At 46.0% G+C, this 18991-nt stretch carries 17 protein-coding genes; 10 read left to right on the forward strand and 7 right to left on the reverse strand.

The window, feature by feature from the left end; genetic code table 11:
* Nucleotides 1-78: 78 nt before the first annotated feature.
* Both mmsB and P3339_RS02355 read right to left on the reverse strand, forming a co-directional pair.
* Entirely contained in the window at nt 79-969 is an 891-nt protein-coding gene (gene mmsB / locus P3339_RS02350; protein ID WP_282952301.1) for a 3-hydroxyisobutyrate dehydrogenase, read from the reverse strand.
* Between the two features lie 42 nt (nt 970-1011).
* Complete coding sequence (locus tag P3339_RS02355; protein ID WP_282952302.1) at nt 1012-2523, reverse strand: CoA-acylating methylmalonate-semialdehyde dehydrogenase; 1512 nt, start codon at nt 2521-2523, stop codon at nt 1012-1014.
* Between the two features lie 425 nt (nt 2524-2948).
* On the opposite strand from P3339_RS02355, the gene P3339_RS02360 reads away from it, so the two are divergent.
* Complete coding sequence (locus tag P3339_RS02360; RefSeq protein WP_282952303.1) at nt 2949-4007, forward strand: hypothetical protein; 1059 nt, start codon at nt 2949-2951, stop codon at nt 4005-4007.
* Between the two features lie 120 nt (nt 4008-4127).
* On the opposite strand, the gene P3339_RS02365 is transcribed toward P3339_RS02360, so the two are convergent.
* The 3 genes from P3339_RS02365 to P3339_RS02370 form a co-directional block, all read right to left on the reverse strand.
* Nucleotides 4128-4847: an alpha/beta hydrolase gene (locus P3339_RS02365; protein WP_282952304.1), complete on the reverse strand. Its 720-nt coding sequence runs from the start codon at nt 4845-4847 to the stop codon at nt 4128-4130.
* A gap of 368 nt (nt 4848-5215) precedes the next feature.
* Nucleotides 5216-5659: a GNAT family N-acetyltransferase gene (locus tag P3339_RS23275; protein ID WP_353056907.1), complete on the reverse strand. Its 444-nt coding sequence runs from the start codon at nt 5657-5659 to the stop codon at nt 5216-5218.
* The gene (locus P3339_RS02370; protein WP_282952305.1) at nt 5626-5817 is read right to left on the reverse strand and encodes a hypothetical protein; all 192 of its coding nucleotides are present in this window, start codon (nt 5815-5817) and stop codon (nt 5626-5628) included. The genes P3339_RS23275 and P3339_RS02370 overlap by 34 nt, the downstream gene beginning before the upstream one ends.
* Nucleotides 5818-6264: 447 nt before the next feature.
* Here P3339_RS02370 and P3339_RS02375 point away from each other — a divergent pair, with 447 nt between their 5' ends.
* A complete protein-coding gene (locus P3339_RS02375; protein WP_040629100.1) occupies nt 6265-7740 on the forward strand; it encodes a DEAD/DEAH box helicase in 1476 nt (491 codons plus the stop codon).
* Nucleotides 7741-7784: 44 nt separating this feature from the next.
* Here P3339_RS02375 and P3339_RS02380 read toward each other — a convergent pair whose 3' ends face one another.
* A complete protein-coding gene (locus tag P3339_RS02380) occupies nt 7785-9086 on the reverse strand; it encodes an amidohydrolase (protein WP_282952306.1) in 1302 nt (433 codons plus the stop codon).
* An 813-nt stretch (nt 9087-9899) separates the two neighbouring features.
* Here P3339_RS02380 and P3339_RS02385 point away from each other — a divergent pair.
* From P3339_RS02385 to P3339_RS02405, 5 genes are read left to right on the forward strand one after another with little or no spacing between them, the layout of a single operon-like run.
* Entirely contained in the window at nt 9900-12257 is a 2358-nt protein-coding gene (locus P3339_RS02385; protein WP_282952307.1) for an efflux RND transporter permease subunit, read from the forward strand.
* Nucleotides 12238-13053 carry an outer membrane lipoprotein-sorting protein gene (locus P3339_RS02390; protein ID WP_020414362.1) on the forward strand — a complete coding sequence of 272 codons (816 nt, stop codon included), beginning with the start codon at nt 12238-12240 and terminating at the stop codon, nt 13051-13053. The genes P3339_RS02385 and P3339_RS02390 overlap by 20 nt, the downstream gene beginning before the upstream one ends.
* 11 nt (nt 13054-13064) lie before the next feature.
* Nucleotides 13065-13424 (forward strand): hypothetical protein, encoded by a 360-nt coding sequence (locus tag P3339_RS02395; protein ID WP_282952308.1) that lies wholly within the window; start codon nt 13065-13067, stop codon nt 13422-13424.
* Entirely contained in the window at nt 13424-14248 is an 825-nt protein-coding gene (locus tag P3339_RS02400; RefSeq protein ID WP_282952309.1) for a hypothetical protein, read from the forward strand. Before P3339_RS02395 ends, P3339_RS02400 begins: the two co-directional genes overlap by 1 nt.
* Nucleotides 14249-14303: 55 nt before the next feature.
* On the forward strand, nt 14304-15335 hold the full coding sequence (locus P3339_RS02405) for a hypothetical protein (RefSeq protein WP_282952310.1): 1032 nt from the start codon (nt 14304-14306) through the stop codon (nt 15333-15335).
* Between the two features lie 203 nt (nt 15336-15538).
* On the opposite strand, the gene P3339_RS02410 is transcribed toward P3339_RS02405, so the two are convergent.
* A complete protein-coding gene (locus P3339_RS02410; RefSeq protein ID WP_282952311.1) occupies nt 15539-16132 on the reverse strand; it encodes a TetR/AcrR family transcriptional regulator in 594 nt (197 codons plus the stop codon).
* A gap of 450 nt (nt 16133-16582) precedes the next feature.
* Between P3339_RS02410 and P3339_RS02415 the strand changes: the two genes are divergently transcribed.
* The 3 genes from P3339_RS02415 (at nt 16583) to glk (ending at nt 18945) form a co-directional block, all read left to right on the forward strand.
* On the forward strand, nt 16583-16882 hold the full coding sequence (locus P3339_RS02415; protein WP_282952312.1) for a hypothetical protein: 300 nt from the start codon (nt 16583-16585) through the stop codon (nt 16880-16882).
* Between the two features lie 564 nt (nt 16883-17446).
* On the forward strand, nt 17447-17755 hold the full coding sequence (locus P3339_RS02420; protein WP_211214947.1) for a DUF1272 domain-containing protein: 309 nt from the start codon (nt 17447-17449) through the stop codon (nt 17753-17755).
* Between the two features lie 227 nt (nt 17756-17982).
* Nucleotides 17983-18945, forward strand: coding sequence for a glucokinase (gene glk / locus P3339_RS02425; protein ID WP_020414368.1), 963 nt, complete (start codon nt 17983-17985; stop codon nt 18943-18945).
* The last annotated feature ends 46 nt before the right edge of the window (nt 18946-18991 follow it).

Below are 18991 nucleotides of genomic sequence, written 5' to 3' on the forward strand. Positions count from 1 at the left end.
AGGTCTAGTTTTCTAAATAGATTATTTTTTCCTGAGGAAACGCATTCGTACTTAATTCCAGCAGATTTCAGGTAGTTATCAAGTCTTCTGGAACATTCGCTGTATACTGGAAAAATCCAGCTCATGATTGCCTGCAAGATCATGTAGCCCGTAAAGATTACGGGCCAGGGAACCAAGTGGAGTATAACTTTGGCTGTTATTTGCAGCCTGCTGCGCAAGTCCCAAATCTTTACACATCAGCTTCACCATAAATCCACCGGTGTAATCCTTACTTGCGGGGGTATCAGACATTACACCGGGATAGGGGTTATATTTTTGCAGTGACCAGTTGGCCCCAGAGCTATTCGACATTATCTCGCTGAGTACAATGGGGTCGAGGCCATTATCTACCCCGAGTTGCAAGGCCTCGGCTGTACCAATCATATGAATGGCCAGTAGCATGTTATTGCAGATTTTTGCGGTTTGTCCTGCGCCTGCGGGACCAGCATGGAAGATATTGGCCCCCATATGCTGAAGAATTTCCCTTGCTCGCTCGACATCGCTATGGTTTCCACCGCACATAAAACTAAGCGTACCTGCTGCTGCACCGGCGACACCACCAGATACAGGAGCTTCAATAGCATGTAACTTTTTATCTTGAGCAGAAGCAAGAAGTCTCTTGGAGCTCTTTGTCGAAATAGTTGAGCAATCGATTACCAATGTATTTTCGGTAATTTGCTCCAGTAATTTCTCTTCATCAAGATAGAGTGATTCGACGGCACTATCATTAGGTAGCATACTCACAATAAAATCTACACCCACAACTGCTTGATGTGGAGATACACACTTTTCTATACCTTGCTTTTCTGCGTTATCGAGGAGCTCTGTAACGGGATCATACCCTTTGACCTGAAATCCAGCTTTTACCAGGTTAGATGCCATTGGAGCTCCCATATGCCCCAATCCAAAAAAGGCGACTGATGTGGCCACGATGATCTCCTTAACTGAACGTAGTTTAATGCACTTTTAAATTTATTTGAGCTGTATAGTCATATTGGTATGCTCCGCATGTTCGATATCGGAGTCGAACCACCGCGCAGTTACCGTCTTCGTTTCCGTATAGAAGCGCACGGCCTGCTTTCCATAGGCATGTTGATCCCCGTAAAATGAGGCTCGCCAGCCAGTGAAGCTAAAGAAAGGTAGGGGGACAGGAATGGGAACGTTTATTCCTACCTGCCCCACTAAAATTTCATGCTGATATTTGCGAGCGGCGGCACCACTGGAAGTAAAAATTGAAGTACCGTTACCATAGGGGCAAGAATTGACCAGATGGATAGCATCTTCCAGTGAATCCGCATTGACGAGACATAAGACCGGCCCAAATATTTCGTCAGTGTAAATGGACATCTCTGGAGAGACATTAGCAAACAGGGTTGGCCCTACCCAATTTCCATTGGGGTAACCTTCGACTGATATATTGGAACCATCCAGCAGGCAGTCTGCGCCTTCTGCCTTTCCTTTCGCAATATACCCCAATACCCGTTTCTTGGCTGTTGGAGAAATCAGTGGGCCAAAGTCAGAGTCTGGATTTGTCCAATGGCCCGGTTTAACTTTTGCCATGGCTTCACGGATTTCAGGTATCCATTGCTGTGCTTCACCTACTAGCACCACGACTGAAATTGCCATGCATCGCTGACCTGCCGCACCAACAGAGGAGCCGATGATATTATTGATCGCAGCCCTCTTGTTAGCATCAGGCATAACAACCATATGGTTTTTAGCTCCTGCAAATGCCTGGACTCTCTTTAAGTGTTGAGTACCTGTCTGATAAATATGACGACCTACGGGTACTGATCCAACAAAGGATATTGCCTTGATGCCTGGATCTTTCAGTAGGAAATCTACCTGCTCACTGCCTCCATGTACTACCTGTAAAACTCCTTTCGGCGCACCGGCCTCCTCAAAGAGTTCTGCGAGCTTACAGGGAGTAATCGGGTCTTGCTCTGATGGCTTGAGGATAAAAGTATTGCCACAAGCTATTGCCATGGGAAACATCCAGAGGGGAATCATTGCAGGAAAGTTGAACGGAGTTATTCCGGCACAAACACCTATTGGCTGGAGGTAGGAATAGCAATCTATACCAGTGGCGACATTTTCAACGGTCTCGCCCATCATCAGGCTGGCAATATTCGCTGCGTGTTCGACCACTTCAATACCACGCCAAACATCGCCCTTGGCATCTTCAAAGGTTTTACCAGTCTCCTCACTCAGTATTTCAGCTAGTGATTCCTGGTTTTCCTTCAATAAAGCTTGATATTTCAACATTATCCGAGCTCGTATGGAAACTGGTGTATCTTTCCAGTCGTTAAATGCCTCGGTGGCAGAAATTACTGCATTTTGTAGCTCTTTTGAAGTTGTATATGGTGCATGGCAGAGTGTATCCCCTGAGGCGGGGTTGGTGACATCTAGCCATTTTTTGCTGTTAGAGTTTACCCATGTACCATTTATGTAGATTGGGAGTTTGGGAGGAATAGATCTATCCATTTTAAGAGAGTCAGGCTGGGAATTGGATTTTCTTATTTTAGATGTGATTCAAAAATAAAAGAGAAATTATCCGCCACATATTATTTAAATAGAACCTAAAATTAACCAGTTTTAGTGATTCTAGGTTTTTTGGTCGGGCCGATATCCCTTGATTTCACTAATTATTGTTAAAATTATGTAATAGCATTCAATATAAAAAATATTTTGATTTTAATTGTGGGCTCTCTCTCATTTTATGCAGTCTAATGTTGGTGGGTATCCTATCTGGTTGATAAAGACTGTTATGCTCCTGTTCGCCAAAAAACCGGCTTAGCTGTTTCTAGCTCGGTGGGCTTTTCAATCTGACATTTATTACTATTTACATTTTTTGTAAAGAATAGTCAGTTATATTGCTGGTCTACAGTATTTCTCATGGGAAGAATGCTATGCGCTGCTTTATTAAATTAAGATATTTTCTATTTGCTTCAGTATTGATTTTTTCACATATAAATGGGTACGCAACAACTCTAGATGACGTAAAGGCTCATAACCCAACCTCAGATAAGACCTGGGCCGAACAGTGGTTCTACAATATTGCGGTTCCTGATGTAGGCTACTTCAAGGTCAGCTTTCAGACATATATTGCTCCAAATTTTTCTGACCCCATTCCAAAAGCCTATATTCATCTGGCTTTTACGCCAATAAATGGAGAATCTGTAAAATATGATTTGTTTTTGGATGAGGTGATTTTAACTCACCCGGATGATCCCGGTAAGTTTTATTATGAAGTGCCCGGAGTCCTTGTGGCTGATGATGAAGCTATTTGGGTGAACCATGAAAATTTTAATTTCAGTATGCGATGGAATGGTGAACACCATCATTATTGGCATGGTTTGAATCCGGGGCAAACACCATTTGGTATTATTCCTGAGATTCCAGGGGTAGGGGGGCGATGGTTTCTATACACGGTAGGGACTCCTATACAGTATAGCTTTCACGATGGTACACAATCACTGATGGGAGTAGGGTATGCCCAGCTGGACAAAGGTTGGTATGACAAAGAGTCCAGTGCGGGGATGGCATACAGTATGGGGCTATCTGATAAACTTTACTATATGTTTACTGGAGCCAAGCTTGGCAATTCTGACTTTGAAATGTGGGCTGGTCGGTATATTTCTGATGAGCACGATTTGATATTCTATCCTGCGTTTAATAATTTATCTGTTAAAAGGGTGATAGACTCATGTTCTGGATTTATGAGAATTGAACTCAATAAGATAAGATATAAGCTTGTTGTGGAAGCTAAGGCTGATATCAATAGTTTCTATCCTCTTGAATTTCCTTCTGTAATTATTTTTGGTGGGGAGCAGAGATATATGAAATCTATGCAGGCTAACGTAAATTTCTCGCTTTATAAAAAAGGAGATCTTGTTGAAACAGTCACAATGCCGCAAGCCTTGCTGGAGTTTAGTGGTCCACTAGCGTGTGATGATTTTTTTGAATAGCTGTTGAATTGATTTTACTTACTTTTAGTTTTTATTTGACATTCAGTGATACAAAAAGTATCACTGAATGCTGAAATTATGATGAAATAAAAATATATTAAGCATGCAATCCTAACCATATTAATTTAGCCAATTAACAAGTAGCTCATACTCATTTTTTCCGATCACTCCCATGCTGGGATGATTTCTCTCCCTAAGTAATACCAAATTTATATTACTATCTGTTAAGTCCTTAAATTCGCTATAGGGGGCAATAGGGTCTGATGATGAGAGGAATAGAAGCGTTGGACTATTGGAGGAAATTAGGAGTGCTTTTATTCTTGTGTCGTCGAGATAGATATTGACTTTTTCTAGTGCACGAGTAGCTCCTTCGCGGAAGTTTTTTTCTGGAATAAGACCGCTGATATCTTGGCGAGAGGCAGAGATTCGTGCAGTGGTTAGGGCTCCCATTGAATGGCCTAGAAAATAGAGATTATCTTTCTTAATAATGCTTTTTTGGATAAGGTTATCGACCAAAGCGTTGACGATCTCACTGTCGCCCACTCCAAAGGCTTTTTTGCCACCTGATTCTCCATGACCCAGAAGGTCTGGGATTACTACGTCAAACCCAAGAAAGCGAAAATAGAGCGCTGAGCTAAGCATGAACTCCTTTGAAACGCGAAATCCATGTAGAAGTATTACAGTACCTGAAAAAGAACTTTCCAAAGCATTTCGGTTAAGTTTGAGATTAACTGTACTTTCAGACTTGTAGGATTCAACTTCAATAGAATAATTAATTTTCTTATTGATCAAAGCAGTTGCATGAAAATAGTTAACACAAAGATTGTTTCTCCCTGGCAATATTTACTCTTATTGAATCCCCATAGCTGAATCTGTTCTTGAGTAACTAAGCGATTGTGTGGGAAGCTTTTTGAGTTATTAATATACGAGGGGATACTTGAAGAGCAGGATGATATGCAGAAACATAGTACGAAAATAGAAATAGTTTTTTTTCAGCTTCATTTACTTTTTTTAATCGTTGTTTGACTTTTTATCAGCTTAAAGGCTGATTGTTTAATATGTAGCTGTTAATGCTTGGATTTCGAGTACTGGAAAGAATATAGTGCTGACCGGCTAGTCAGTGCGTTATGTTTTTGGAGATTCGGCCAAGGTAATAGGTTGATGAAGGGCTGCCAAGCTATACCAGGCAGCCCCTAATCGATGGTATTTCAGTTTAGATTAATTCGGTTATCTTCTGACTTCTGCTCAAATTCGATGGTTTGCGCTGCCGGCTGTAGATTTAGAGTATAAGTCAGTAAGGTGTAATCTCGAGCGTCGGCCTGGCAAACAAAGCCCATTGACCTTGCGAAAGAATGAACGCGTTTGTTTTCGGCAGATTCAATAGAGTAAATACGCTCTAAGCCTTGTTCTTGGGCGCAGTGAATTAGGCGTTTTAACATCAGTCTACCAAGGCCAAGGCCCTGCCAATCATCACTAACCACTACGGCACACTCACAGGCTTGTCCGTCTGGATCTACTGCATAGTGCGCGGTGGCAACCGCTCTCTGTGCGTGGTCGCTGCTGCAAAGGGCAATAAAAGCTTCATGAACCTGATGGTCGTTGTCGGTGAGCAGTTCAATCAGTTGCTGACTCGCTTTACAGCTGCCCCCAATAAAGCGATCGCGTCGGGTTTGGGGGAGAGGTCCTCAATGAGCTCTTTCTCCAGCTGCCCGTCACTGCGGCAAATGGGGCGGATTGATACCCTGCGCCCGTTGCCGAGAGTGATTAATTCTATTTTTCGTTCCGGGGTAACTCTGTTGTTAAATGACATATCAATAAAAATCCCAACTGCGCTTGGCAGCTTTGTTTCTAGTTCGCAACGGGGGTGGATATCAAAAAGATAGACGCTCGCGTTGCGAACGCAAAACTATATTACGGTCGCGCTGGGCGTTTTCCTAACAACCCCTATGTATAAGGCTATGAAGCCTGGGTGTTAACAGATAGAACTATACAGTCAGTACATTTATGTTATAGTGCCCGCGCTGTGATTTCTCAGCTGCGTCATTTGTAGGCCGGTATTTCACCGGTGCCCTCCCAGGAACATTTCTTAAATTCTTCCCGGAACTTTCTACTGAATGCCGCGCGCCGGACGACCGGTGAATAGACGGCTGTATGCATTGAGCACCAACAAGCTCTGTATACCCACTCCGATTTTTAAATTTGCACCCTTGTGGTGCGAATGTGTTTGCTTGCGCCTGGAGCGCAGTTTGAGGTTTTTATGTTGTTTGAAGATCTGGGGCTTGCCCAGGATATTGCCCGTGCAGTTGCAGAGCAGGGATACAGTACGCCTACGCCCATTCAGGCGCAGGCTATCCCTGCGGTAATGAGGGGCAGTGATATTATGGCGGCGGCCCAGACGGGTACAGGTAAAACAGCCGGTTTTACTTTGCCACTATTGCACCGGCTTAGTGCCGGTGAACGTGCCCGTAAGGGGCATGTGCGTGCGCTGGTACTTACCCCAACCCGCGAGCTGGCCGCTCAGGTGTTCGATAATGTGCAGAGCTATAGCCAGTACCTGCCAATGCGTCATGCGGTAGTATTTGGTGGTGTTAAGATAAATCCCCAGATATCCCGCTTGCGCGGCGGTGCCGACATTCTGGTGGCGACCCCCGGGCGCCTGTTGGATCTGCACAACCAGGGGGCAATCCGTTTCGATCGGCTAGAGGCTCTGGTATTGGATGAAGCAGACCGTATGCTGGATATGGGCTTTATCCATGATATTAAGCGAGTGTTAAAGATTCTGCCGGCCAAACGCCAGAATCTGCTGTTCTCTGCAACCTTCTCCCCAGAAATTCGCCAGCTTGCCAAAGGATTGGTGGAGGACCCGCTGGAGATTGATGTCAGCCCTCGTAACTCCACCACAAAAACGGTACGCCAAAAGCTGCACCCTGTGGATAAAGCTAGAAAAACAAAACTGCTTAGTCACCTGATTCGGGAGAATAGCTGGCATCAGGCACTGGTATTTAGTCGTACCAAGCACGGTGCCAATAGACTTGTGAAGCAGCTGGAAGGAGATGGCATTCTGGCAGCTGCTATTCACGGCAATAAGAGCCAAAATGCCAGAACCCGGGCCCTGGCGGACTTTAAAGCTGGCAAGGTGCAGATCCTAGTTGCAACGGATATCGCGGCCCGCGGAATTGATATCGATCAATTACCTCAGGTAGTGAATTTTGATCTGCCGAGTGTCCCCGAGGATTATGTCCACCGTATTGGTCGCACAGGGCGTGCGGGGGCTCAGGGGCAAGCCTTGTCTCTTGTGAGCGCCGATGAAATCAAGCAATTACGCGATATCGAGCGCTTGATTGGTAAACCGATCCCTCGTGAGGAAATTGAGGATTTCGAGCCAGATCATCAGCTGCCGGCCTCAGGCACCCCTAAGCGCAGAGGAGTCCAGCCCTCACGTTCTGGTGGGGAAAAACGCAGAGAGAGCGCTCGCGGCAATAACGACAGCCGTGGTAGCCGAAGCAGCAAGGACAGTCGTTCAGGTAATCGCGCAAACAGCCGCGGTAATAATGAGGGGCGGGGGAAAAGCCGTTCTCGCAGTAATAACGATAATGGTGGGAATGCTGGGGCTCGCTCAAGAAATAATGGCAAGGGGCGAGATAGAGTTGAAGGAACAGACCGCTCCGATTCACAAGGGCTCCAACGTGCACCACGCCGCCGTCCAGCAAGGGGGCGCTCGGAAAGCGCGTAAAATAAAAATAGTGTAAGCGAGCCTCAATGGAGGCTCGCTTTCCATTACCGTCGTTTATAATTGGCCATGTAGTCCAAGGTTAGTAAGGTTAGAGCTTCAGTCCCTTTACGCATAGCGCTTTCATCCACATAGAATAGAGGTGAGTGGTTACTGGGGGCTTTGCTGGGATCTTGCCCTTGTGGGGTTACTCCTAAGAAATAGTAAAAACCGGGCACTTCATTGGCGAAGTAGGAAAAGTCTTCCGCACCAGTAACTTTAGGTATCTCTATCACCCGCTTGTCACCCGCTACGGATCTCAAAATGGGGAGAGCCATTTCAGTTAATTCCGCATTGTTGATAGTTACAGGGTATCCTTCCAAAATTTCTACATCTGCGCTAGCGCCAGAACTCTCAGCAATTAATTCAGCTGTTGTTTTCAAGCGCTTGAAAATTTCCGCACGATTATCCATATCAAAATTTCGGATGGTGCCATTCAGATAAACACTATCCGGAATAATATTATTGCGCACACCGCCATCAATACGTCCGTAAGAGATAACTGCTGGTTCCTTAGTGATATCTATCTGACGGCTGACAATTGCCTGGGTACCCATAACTACCTGCGCGGCTGCAACAATAGGGTCCACTCCGCCCCAGGGGCGGGAGCCATGAGTCTGGTGGCCATTAATAGTGATGCGGAATTCATCAGCGGCGGCCATCAAGGGGCCTGAGCGGTAACCGACTACGCCAGCAGGAAGTGAGGAGGTAACGTGCTGGCCAAAAGCAACATCTGGCTTGTATTTCTTGAAAATTCCCTCTTTGAGCATCAGCTCGGCTCCGCCTTCTTCACCATCTGGCGCCCCCTCTTCGGCAGGCTGGAAAATAAAGAGTACATTGCCGGCGAGTTCTTCACGTAGGCCGGCAAGTACTTCAGCGGCGCCCATCAACATGGCGACATGGGTATCGTGGCCGCAGGCGTGCATTACGCCTACATCTTTGCCCTGGTAAGTGGTTCTCACCTTGGATGCAAAAGGAACATCGGTCCTTTCAGTTACCGGTAGAGCGTCCATATCGGCGCGTAGCGCTACTGTCGGCCCTGGTTTGGCACCTTTCAGAAACCCAACAAGCCCGGTATGGGCAATGCCAGTTTCTACCTCCAGCCCTAATGAACGGAGATGTTTTTCTATATATTTAGCTGTTTCAAACTCGCGGTTACCCAACTCTGGATTCTGGTGCAGGTGGCGACGCCACTCAATAACCTTGGATTCGGTATTTTCCAGCAACTGCTGGGGTTTGGTGTCGGCAGCAGATATCTGAGTGACCAGCAGCGAGGCGCCGATGGCCAAGGGCAGGAGTAATCTCTTCACAGCATATTTCCTTGGTTATCGTTATGGTTATTGGGATTCTAACCTCATAGGCTTTAAAGCTCCGATGACTAATTCAATCAGTGTCCGACTGATGAGGCTTAGGTGGTCGTATTTTTAGGCAATCCTCTCGTGCTACCAGGCAATCATAATTTGTTGACAAGGTGAACCGAACGGTTCAAGATTGCTGGCAGAGCTTGTGGGAATCAATACAGCCACAGAAATAATAAGAGGGCATGCGATGCTCGAATGGATACTAGAGGCCGGTCTTTTAAGTGTGTTTGCTATGTAATGACTAGTAAATCCGGACTCTAATGGATCGGAAGGGAAAAGTGCTTATTTCACAGAGTGCATTGTGTGCCCGTTTACTAATTTCATTAGGACTTGAAGGCATGTATTGAGAGATGGAGATTGCCCAACCAATATAAAGGCGCACCCTCTGTCCCGGATTTTTTCTTCTTCTTAATAATGGGGGATGAAAGGACTTAAAAATTTTGGCTTAACTAGGAATAGCTTTGTTATTTACAACATTAGATTTTTTTAGGTTCTTATTAAATTAATTTTAAGGTTTTATAGTCATCCTTTAACTGGGAGGGGTGGGTGTGTGCCAATAAAAACTTGGCTGGTTAATTCAATTAAAAGTTAATATATATAGGTCCGCATTTATTTTGATGCTAATAAAATTACACTGAATTATTTAATGAATTTGTTGCCCACTTTTTAATTTCCTCAATCCGCATGGGGAAATGAAATCTATTAATACTGGTTAAAGACTATTTTTTCTTCTCTATCAGGTAGTTTGAAGGAGCTGCTTTTATGTCTTCCCCCCAATTACAGTCGAATTGGGTTGGCCGCTATGCGGACTGGCTCATTCGATATCGCTGGCTGGTCGCTATTGGCGCCCTGTTGTTAACCTTTCTCGCGGTAAGTGGTGCTAGGTTCCTCGGTTTTAACAACGATTACCGAGCATTCTTTAGTGATGCTAATCCTCAGTTACAGGCCTATGAACAGATTCAGCGTACTTATACCAAGAATGACAACATTCTTTTTGCCATAGTGCCTAAAGGTAGCGAAGCCTTCTCCACGAGTGCCCTAGCGGCGGTGGAAGAAATGACCGAAAAATCCTGGTTGTTGCCTTATGCACTGCGGGTGGATTCTATTACTAATTTCCAGCATACCATTGCTGAGGAAGATGATCTTTTAGTTCAGGATTTGGTGGAAAATGCCAGTGGGCTCAATACCGAAACATTAGCTTCCATTAAATCCACAGCTCTTGCGGATCCTACCTTGAAAGAGCGTCTGGTAAATAGTGATGGCTCTGTGACTGGAATTAATATTACCTTCCAGCTACCGCAGAAATCCATGAATGAAACACCTGAGGCAGCTGCCGCGGCTCAAGCGCTGATGGAAGAGATTGAAGCTAAGTATGATGTTGAAGTCTATGCGACTGGTATCATTTTGCTAAGTAATGCCTTCTTTGAAGCTTCTCAGTCAGACATGAGTACTCTGGTTCCACTCATGTATCTTGTCATCATTGCTGTAGTTTTCTTGCTGGTGCGCAGTGTCAGTGCCACATTTGCCGCGTTATTAGTAATTATCTTCTCCATGGCCGCAGGTATGGGACTGGCTGGTTTTATCGGCGTTAAACTGACTCCTCCCTCTGTATCCGCTCCAACCATTATTATGACCCTCGCGGTGGCAGATTCGATACATATCCTGGTCAGCTTGTTTGCTGCTATGCGCCGTGGCCTCAGTAAGCATGCGGCTATTAAAGAGAGCCTGCAGCTCAACATGGGTCCAGTGTTTCTTACGTCGATCACTACAGCGATCGGCTTTCTGTCAATGAACTTTTCCGATGCGCCCCCTTTTCATGATCTGGGTAATATCACTGCTATGGGTGTGATGGTGGCCTTCTTCCTGTCAATCACTTTGCTGCCCGCACTGATGGCGATTCTGCCGGTCAAGAGCCGTGTCAGTGAATCCAAGATTGGCCGCTCTATGGATGCCCTTGGAGATTTTGTTATAAGTCGCCAACGCCCGATACTTCTGGTTGGTGTCATCATCTCCCTGGCTTTACTGGTTATGGTGCCGCGTAACGAAATCAATGATGACTTCGTTGGTTACTTTGATGAATCTGTAGAGTTCCGGGCTGACTCCGATTACATCAATGAAAACCTGTCTGGTATTTATCAATTGATCTATTCCCTGGAATCTGGCGATAGCAATGGTGTAAGTAACCCTGAGTTCCTCGCTAAGCTGGATCGTTTTACCGAGTGGATGGAAACCCAACCTGGCGTGCGTCATGTCAATACGATTGGCGATACTTTCAAACGTTTGAACAAAAACCTGCATGGTGATGATCCGGCGTATTACAAGCTGCCTGACGATCAGGAGCTGGCAGCTCAGTATCTACTGTTGTATGAATTATCCTTGCCTTATGGTCTGGACTTGAATAACCAGCTTAATGTGGCCAAGTCCTCCACGCAGGTAGTCGTAACCCTCGACAATCTAAAGTCGAAGGAGCTCAAAGCAGTGGCTGACGCCGGCAGTAATTGGCTGGAAAAAAATGTTGGCCTCACTGCTTACGGAGTAGGTCCGGCCATCATGTTTGCGAATATTGCTGAGCGTAATATGGAGGGCATGTTGGTGGGTACTCTGGTGGCACTGGTGCTGATCTCCGCTCTTATTGGTATTGCCCTGCGCAGTGTAAAACTCGGCACCTTGAGCCTGATACCCAACCTGTTACCCGCTGGCTTGGCTTTTGGCCTCTGGGGTGCCCTGGTAGCGGAGGTCAATGTTGCGGTAACCATGGTTACTGGTATGGCACTGGGTATTGTGGTGGATGATACCGTGCACTTTCTCAGTAAATATCTTCGTCGCCGCCGTGCCGGCTACAACGTGGAAGATGGGCTGCGCTACGCCTTCTCTTCTGTGGGTGTGGCAATTGTAGTGACCTCTTTGATTCTGATTGCCGGATTTATGGTACTGGCTCAGTCTTCATTCGGTATGAATTCCTCCATGGCCATATTAACTGCAATTTGTATTCTGATGGCCTTACTGGCGGACTTCCTACTATTACCGATTCTTCTGATGAAACTTGATGCCAAGGCATATGACCCAGCTATCCCCTCTATTGAAAGTAAGGAGCAAGACTATGCAACCCAACCGCTCTAAAAAACAATTTCTGACTCGAGTGCTTGCCGGCACACTGGCACTGGCTACTTTTTCAGTCGCTGCTAATGAACTGGACCTGGCCGCAGAGAAAGGCCTGGAAATTGCGAAAGAGGCCGATCGCCGCGACTTAGGATTCGGTGATATCAGTAACAACCTCACAATGACTTTACGAAATAAATATGGTGAGGCGAGCATGCGCTCTATGCGTACCAAGACACTTGAGCAGGAAGATGATGGAGATAAATCCCTGGTAATTTTTGACAACCCGCGAGATGTGAAGGGCACTGCATTTTTGTCCTTTACCCATAAAGTGGGTTCCGATGATCAGTGGCTCTACTTACCTGCACTAAAACGCGTTAAGCGTATTTCCTCCAGCAATAAATCCGGCCCGTTTATGGGTAGTGAATTTGCCTATGAGGATATTGCCTCTCAAGAAGTGGAGAAATATACCTACAAGTATCTGCGCAATGAGACTTTTGATGGGCGAGATCACTTTGTTTTGGAATTGGACCCTGTAGACCCTAAATCCGGTTACTCCATCCAGCATATCTGGATTGATATGGAAGAATATCGGGCGTGGAGGACAGATTTTTATGATCGTAAAGGAGACCTGATGAAGACTCTTACGGTTTCCGATTACAACCAGTATGACGATAAATACTGGCGCGCAAATAAAATGGAGATGGTAAATCACCAAACCGGTAAATCTACTGTGTTGCAGTATAGCGACTGGGTTTTTGGCAACGGCTTTACCGATCGTGACTTTACCAAAAACAGTCTGTCAAGGGCGAAGTAGGAAGCGTGCCCATGGCAAACCGAAAAATACTCGCCTTTTTTCCGTTGATGGCTGTATTAAGTCAGGCGCCAGTGGCAAATGAGTTAACCGGTTACGCGGGCCTGGAGGCTCGCGCTTTTACTGCGGACCCAGCAGATTCTATCCAGAGTGATGCAGGGATTTCCGCATCTTTAAGTCTTGAGTATTATCGGGACCTTGACGATGGTAATCAGCGCTTTGTAGCCAGTGCCTTTGGTCGTTGGGATAGCGAGGATGGCGAGCGCAGCCATGGTGATCTCGGTGAGCTGTACTGGTGGAAGGCCTATGATAGTTTTGAACTCTATGCTGGTGTGCGTAAGGTTTTTGGGGGGTTACTGAAACCCTGCATTTAGTGGATGTGATTAATCAGGACGATGCTCTGGAAAATATCGATGGTGAAGACAAGTTAGGCCAGCCCATGGTGAACCTTCTGATGGAACGTGATTGGGGCACTTTAGAGGTTTATGGCTTATTGGGTTTTCGCGAGCGGCAATTTGCTGGTCGTGAGGGACGGCTGCGTGCTTCCCTACCTGTTGATGAGGGTGGGGCAATCTACCAGTCTGACCGGGAAGAAAAACACATAGATTGGGCCTTACGCTACAGTCATGTGCTTGGAGATTGGGATCTGGGGTTAAGTCATTTTTCTGGTACAAATCGGGATCCTCTGCTGTTGTCGAGCAATGATGGCTTGCTCACACCTTACTATGCTCAGGTAGACCAAACAGGAGTGGATATCCAGACTACTCGAGGTGATTGGTTGTGGAAGTTTGAAGCCATTTCTTTTAAGCCGCGCGGTGAAGATCGTCAGACAGCTGCTGTCGGCGGTTTCGAATATAGTTTATATGGTATTCGTGAAACTGTGGCCGATCTTGGCTTGTTGATGGAATATCAATTTGATGATCGCCGTGGGCCTTGGTCTACTGCAAACCAAAATGATATAGCGGTAGGGGTTCGTTACGCTCTTAATAATACACAGGATACTGAGTTCCTGCTGGCAGTAAGTACCGATCTGGATAATGGCAGCCGCTTTACCAACCTGGAAGTTACTCATCGATTGGACGATCGCTGGCTTTTGGAGGCCGAGGCCCGTTTCTTCGGTAATGCCGATGAGGGGGATCCAACTTACAGCCTACGCAACGACGACTATTTACAACTGGAGCTGCGTCGCTATTTCTAAAAAATAGTTTTCACAGGAACCCCTCTGCGCCCTTTCCAAAATCAGTTTTGAAAGGGTGTTTTTTACGATAAGCAGAAGTTGTAGGGGGCTGTCTAGTGGTGAATTTTCGCCACATACTGTCGGTTTTTTTGCGCTTCCCAGTATAGAGTGCGGCTTTAGAATATCAACCTGTGATCGGCATCAATCATCGAAATGTTGGAACCTTGAACAATATAAACCTAAAGATAAACCTAAAGGAATTTTCTTTTTTTCCCGGCTTGGGGGAGTCCCCCATCGAATATGCCCCCAGTGTTCGCCATGGAAAATGGGAATCACTGCATTCCACAGCATTATCTGGTCTACAAACAAACCAGGGGAAACTGTGGAACAGTTAATACCCGAAGTTGAGTGCTCGGAGAATTATCCGATATTCGTAGACCAGGATGCCGGGGGAATTTTTATTCAAGTTGGTGTTATTGGTCCTGATAACTACCGGAGTAAGGGTTGGGGAAACAAAATTGCATATGGGCGTAAGTGGCGGGTAGAGCCGGAGTTGCCAACTTTAGAAATTATTCAAACTGTTTTTCTGGCGATCAAAAAAGCGCGAGAGCATGAAATACGTGAGCGCTTTCGCCTGAAAGTAGGCTGTCATACCAGCACGCCATTTAATAACCATCATAATTTTTCGCAAATAGCGCGCAACTCTGAGTACTTTATTTTGGGTGATTCACCTATTGATGAAGGTGAAATTACCAATGTGTTACGAAATTGTTTACAGCAGGTTGAATATGCTGGAGCGAATTTTCAACTGTGGAATATGGAAATGCGCTACAAAGGGCAGTGGCTTGTAGATATTTTTATGGAATTGCCAAATGGATGCGATTTACCGGAGTTAGAAACAGGAGAGATTACCCTTTTGTTAACCCAGCTGGATGCCAACACACTGTTATTTGCGTTGATGGATCAGCTCTTAGCCATGAGTAATGACCATGTCGATCAAATTTTTAGTTATGCAGGGTTTCGCCGTTTTAGTCGCACGGTAGGCCTTAATAAGATCGCCAGAATGTCTGTAATTCTAAGGCAACAGGGGCATTTGAATAGCGACTAGGAATTTCTGCAAGCCTTTGAGCGGGCAAACGAGGCAACAGATCGGACGAGGATACCACGTCTGCATCCCGGGCCATTGGCCGAGCGCAGATTTAAAGAGCTAAACGAATTTGCACCACTACAAGGTATGCTGCCGAAGTAAATTACTTATGTTACTCAGGGCAATGTAATTACAGCGTAAAATAGCTCCAGCCAGCAAGATGATTAGGGCTTGGTGTATTGGCCCAGTATTGCAGTGAGCTGCTGGTAACTGCGTTTGCCCGCTATATTGTTACCAGTACCTTTATTCAAGGCTACAACGCCACGGCTTACAGCCATCACCAGTGCTGCAAGAGCACCACAGTCGGTATCAACCTTCAGCTGGCCATCTTCTACCGCTTTTTGCATTCTGGACTCAATACGCTCCAGCATTTCATTTGTACCTTTGGCCACCAGGTCGGCGAGAAATCCCTCGCTAGCGCCAACTTCCATAGCTGCCATGGTGGCAATACACCCTTCTGGATTTTCTGAGCTTTCCATACCCGCCTGTAGCATCTCCAAAAAGCTGCCCATGGCAATGTTAAAATCCGGGTGGTCCAGGGTGTTCATTGCGTCGCAGGCGTACTGGGAGTGGAAATGCTCCAAGCAGCGACCGTACAACTCTTCTTTACTGTGAAATGAGTTGTAGATGCTCGATTTATTCAGACCCATAGCTGATTCAAGGTCGGACAGGGAGGTGCCTTTGTAGCCCTTCTCCCAAAAGACGCGCATGGCTTTATCGAGGACTTCTGACTCATTGAACTGTTTGCGTCCACTCATGCGTTGTTACCAAACATCAAAAAAATCATATTGACATAACGACCAGGGGGGCAAGACATGGAGCGGCACAGAGTAAAATATAGAGTTTCAGGATGTCTATAGCCGTTGATACTGCAGGGTAAGGTTCGTCCCGCTTTGTTTGTAGAGGATAGTTCTGGAGGTGGCTGGTTAGTCAATCTTTACTTCTCAGTTTCACAATCCCCACTAATATTCAGTATAAATTTTACCTTTGTGATAATAAGGTTAATGACTGATTCGTCAGATTGCCGTTTACTATTCAAACAATTTTGTACACTTTTATCAGGTTATAAGTAAAGGGATATTGGGTAAAAGTAATACTTTGGGTAGTGCAACCCATCGCAGCTGAATGCCTGGAGACAGTTCCTAAGAGTTGAGTTATTCCCTATGATCTTATTCATTTTATAGGTAAAGATGATAAGGGGAACAGATGTGGGTATTTTCGATAAAGCCAGGGAACTTGGCGACAAGGTCAATGAATCTGTGACCGCATTTAGTAGTGATGAAGTGATTGCCAATACGGTTATTAAAGCGGTAGAAAAACAGGAGAAAGTGAATGCCATTCTGAGGGCCAAGGGATGTAATTATCGTGTTGCTGATATTGATCTGAGCATGGGCATTCCTCCTACTGTAACTTTTGGCGTGCGCAGAATAGACGATGCTGCTGAGAACTATAATGATGAGACTGAGCGTCCTAAACAGGCACAGGAGATTGGGGGCACCCCTTTCTAGTAGTAAATTTCAACGGCTATTTAATCTTTGTCTCTCTGTTGAGTTTGGAACTTTATATCTGATGGAAATTGTAAAGCGTTGTCAATTTGTTGGAGGGAAGGCCTGGCAATCAAAGTTGATTGTCAATATGAAGAGAATTACTACCAAATTGCACTGGATGGACAAATCTTATGTTGGGCATGTAAATGACGGACAGGAGGTTTTGCGGTTATGGATGGAAGCGTGGAAATATTTTACAAGCGTGAAGGTAAGGTATGCTCCGGAGTGCTTAATGCAAGGGGTATATTTTATACGTGGGAAGGTACAGAACATCTCGTACATCCTTTAGGGGTGGCAAGGGTTCTGGTCATAGAGCATGAGAGAGGTATTTAACTGCTTTTCACTTATTTTAAAAGTGAGGACTTTTTGTAAAACGAGTTTAAGTAGAAGAGAAATTTATTGTTATTTTTTATGAGAAAAATTTTCAGTATAAAAACAGACATGTCTATCTGATTATGGGTTGGTTTTTCTTTTCGATAGATGATCAATTAGTGGAGTTGGCAAAATAATAAAGGAGTGTTTCCAGTGCTGGAGCTGAGGCCGAATTGTGAATGTTGTGATAAAAATCTACCGCCAAATTCTGTTGAGGCAATGATCTGTACTTATGAGTGCACCTTCTGCAAATCCTGTGTTGAAGAGGTTTTGAGTAATGTCTGCCCCAATTGCGGTGGTGGATTTTGCCCTCGCCCTGTACGGCCGCGGTTGGCAAGACGTGAAGGAGTGGGGATCCGGTTTCAACCTGCATCGCAAAAGCGAGTTTTGAGTCGCTACAGTAAAAAGGAGATGCAGGACTTTGCTGTGTCGGTGAAGGGAGTAGCCCCTCAAGAGCGCTGAAAGCCCTTAAAGAGGTATAAAGCTAGTTCGGTTGTTTGACCAAATCTAGCCCTGCAGTCTAGATTTTGCTGTTATTAAGTGCCTAATCGCAAATATGGCCAGTCTATCGACTATCCGGTTCCTTTCCGGGCTGAGATAGCCCCTTTGGCAAACTTTTGGGGCTGGCAATATTTTCTCTGACACCGTAACTTATATCGCCTTTTTTGGGGGATCTCATAGGGATAAATATGACAAGTATCGTAGCGGATATCGGCGGCACTAATGCCCGCTTTGCCATTGCCAAACCGGTGGCGGCTGGTTACCAGCTTGAAGATCTGAAAGTAGTGGACTGTAAGCGGTTTCAGGGCTTTGATGCCGCCCTGCAACACTGGCTTGATGAACTGGAAGGCCCCCGGCCTGAGAAGGCGTGTATTGCGGCCGCGGGCCCTCTAGAAAAGACCGCCTCCGGTGGCCGCGTCTATATGACCAACCTTGGCTGGAGTATTGATGCAGGAGAGTTGGCCAGGGAGTTTTCCTTTCCGCACCTCGAACTGATCAATGACTTCGCCGCATTGGCGCAATCCCTGCCTCGTCTGGGAAAAGACGATTATGAGGTATTGCGAGATGTTCCCCGGCTGCGGGGTGCGCCAATGGCTGTACTTGGGCCGGGAACCGGTCTTGGTGTAGCAGGTTTGGCTGAGGCAGATGGCCGCTATCATGTCCTTGCTGGAGAGGGCGGCCACGCCAATCTGACAGTATCCACTGAGCGAGAATTACAGCTTCTGCAAATCATGATGAAGAGCCGCGCACCTATTTTTAATGAATGGGTGCTGTCGGGCAATGGCTTGGTGAACCTCTATCGCGCGGTCTGCGAATTGAATGGACAGGAACCGGAAGACTTGAGCCCTCCCGACATTAGCGCGCGCGGATTGGGCGGAACAGATCCCGTATGCCGTGAAACTTTACTGGATTTCCTGAATTTCCTTGGAAGTGCGGCTGGGGATGCGGCGTTGTATATCGGGGCCCGAGGGGGTGTCTTCTTAGGTGGTGGGATACTGCCACGTATTGCGGAACTGCTGCCGGAGAGTGAATTCGAGCAACGTTTTCTGAATAAGGGCCGGGTAGCCCAGTGGATGGAGGCTGTGCCTGTTTATGCACTTAAAGCCGGTTACCAAGCCTTGATTGGCGCTGCGGTACAGCTTGAGGGGTGATTTTCCTGTATAAATAGCCAACATACTAAAGTGTGGGGTGTAGAGA

Source organism: Microbulbifer sp. MLAF003 (genome assembly GCF_030012965.1).
Classification (GTDB): Bacteria; Pseudomonadota; Gammaproteobacteria; order Pseudomonadales; family Cellvibrionaceae; genus Microbulbifer; species Microbulbifer variabilis.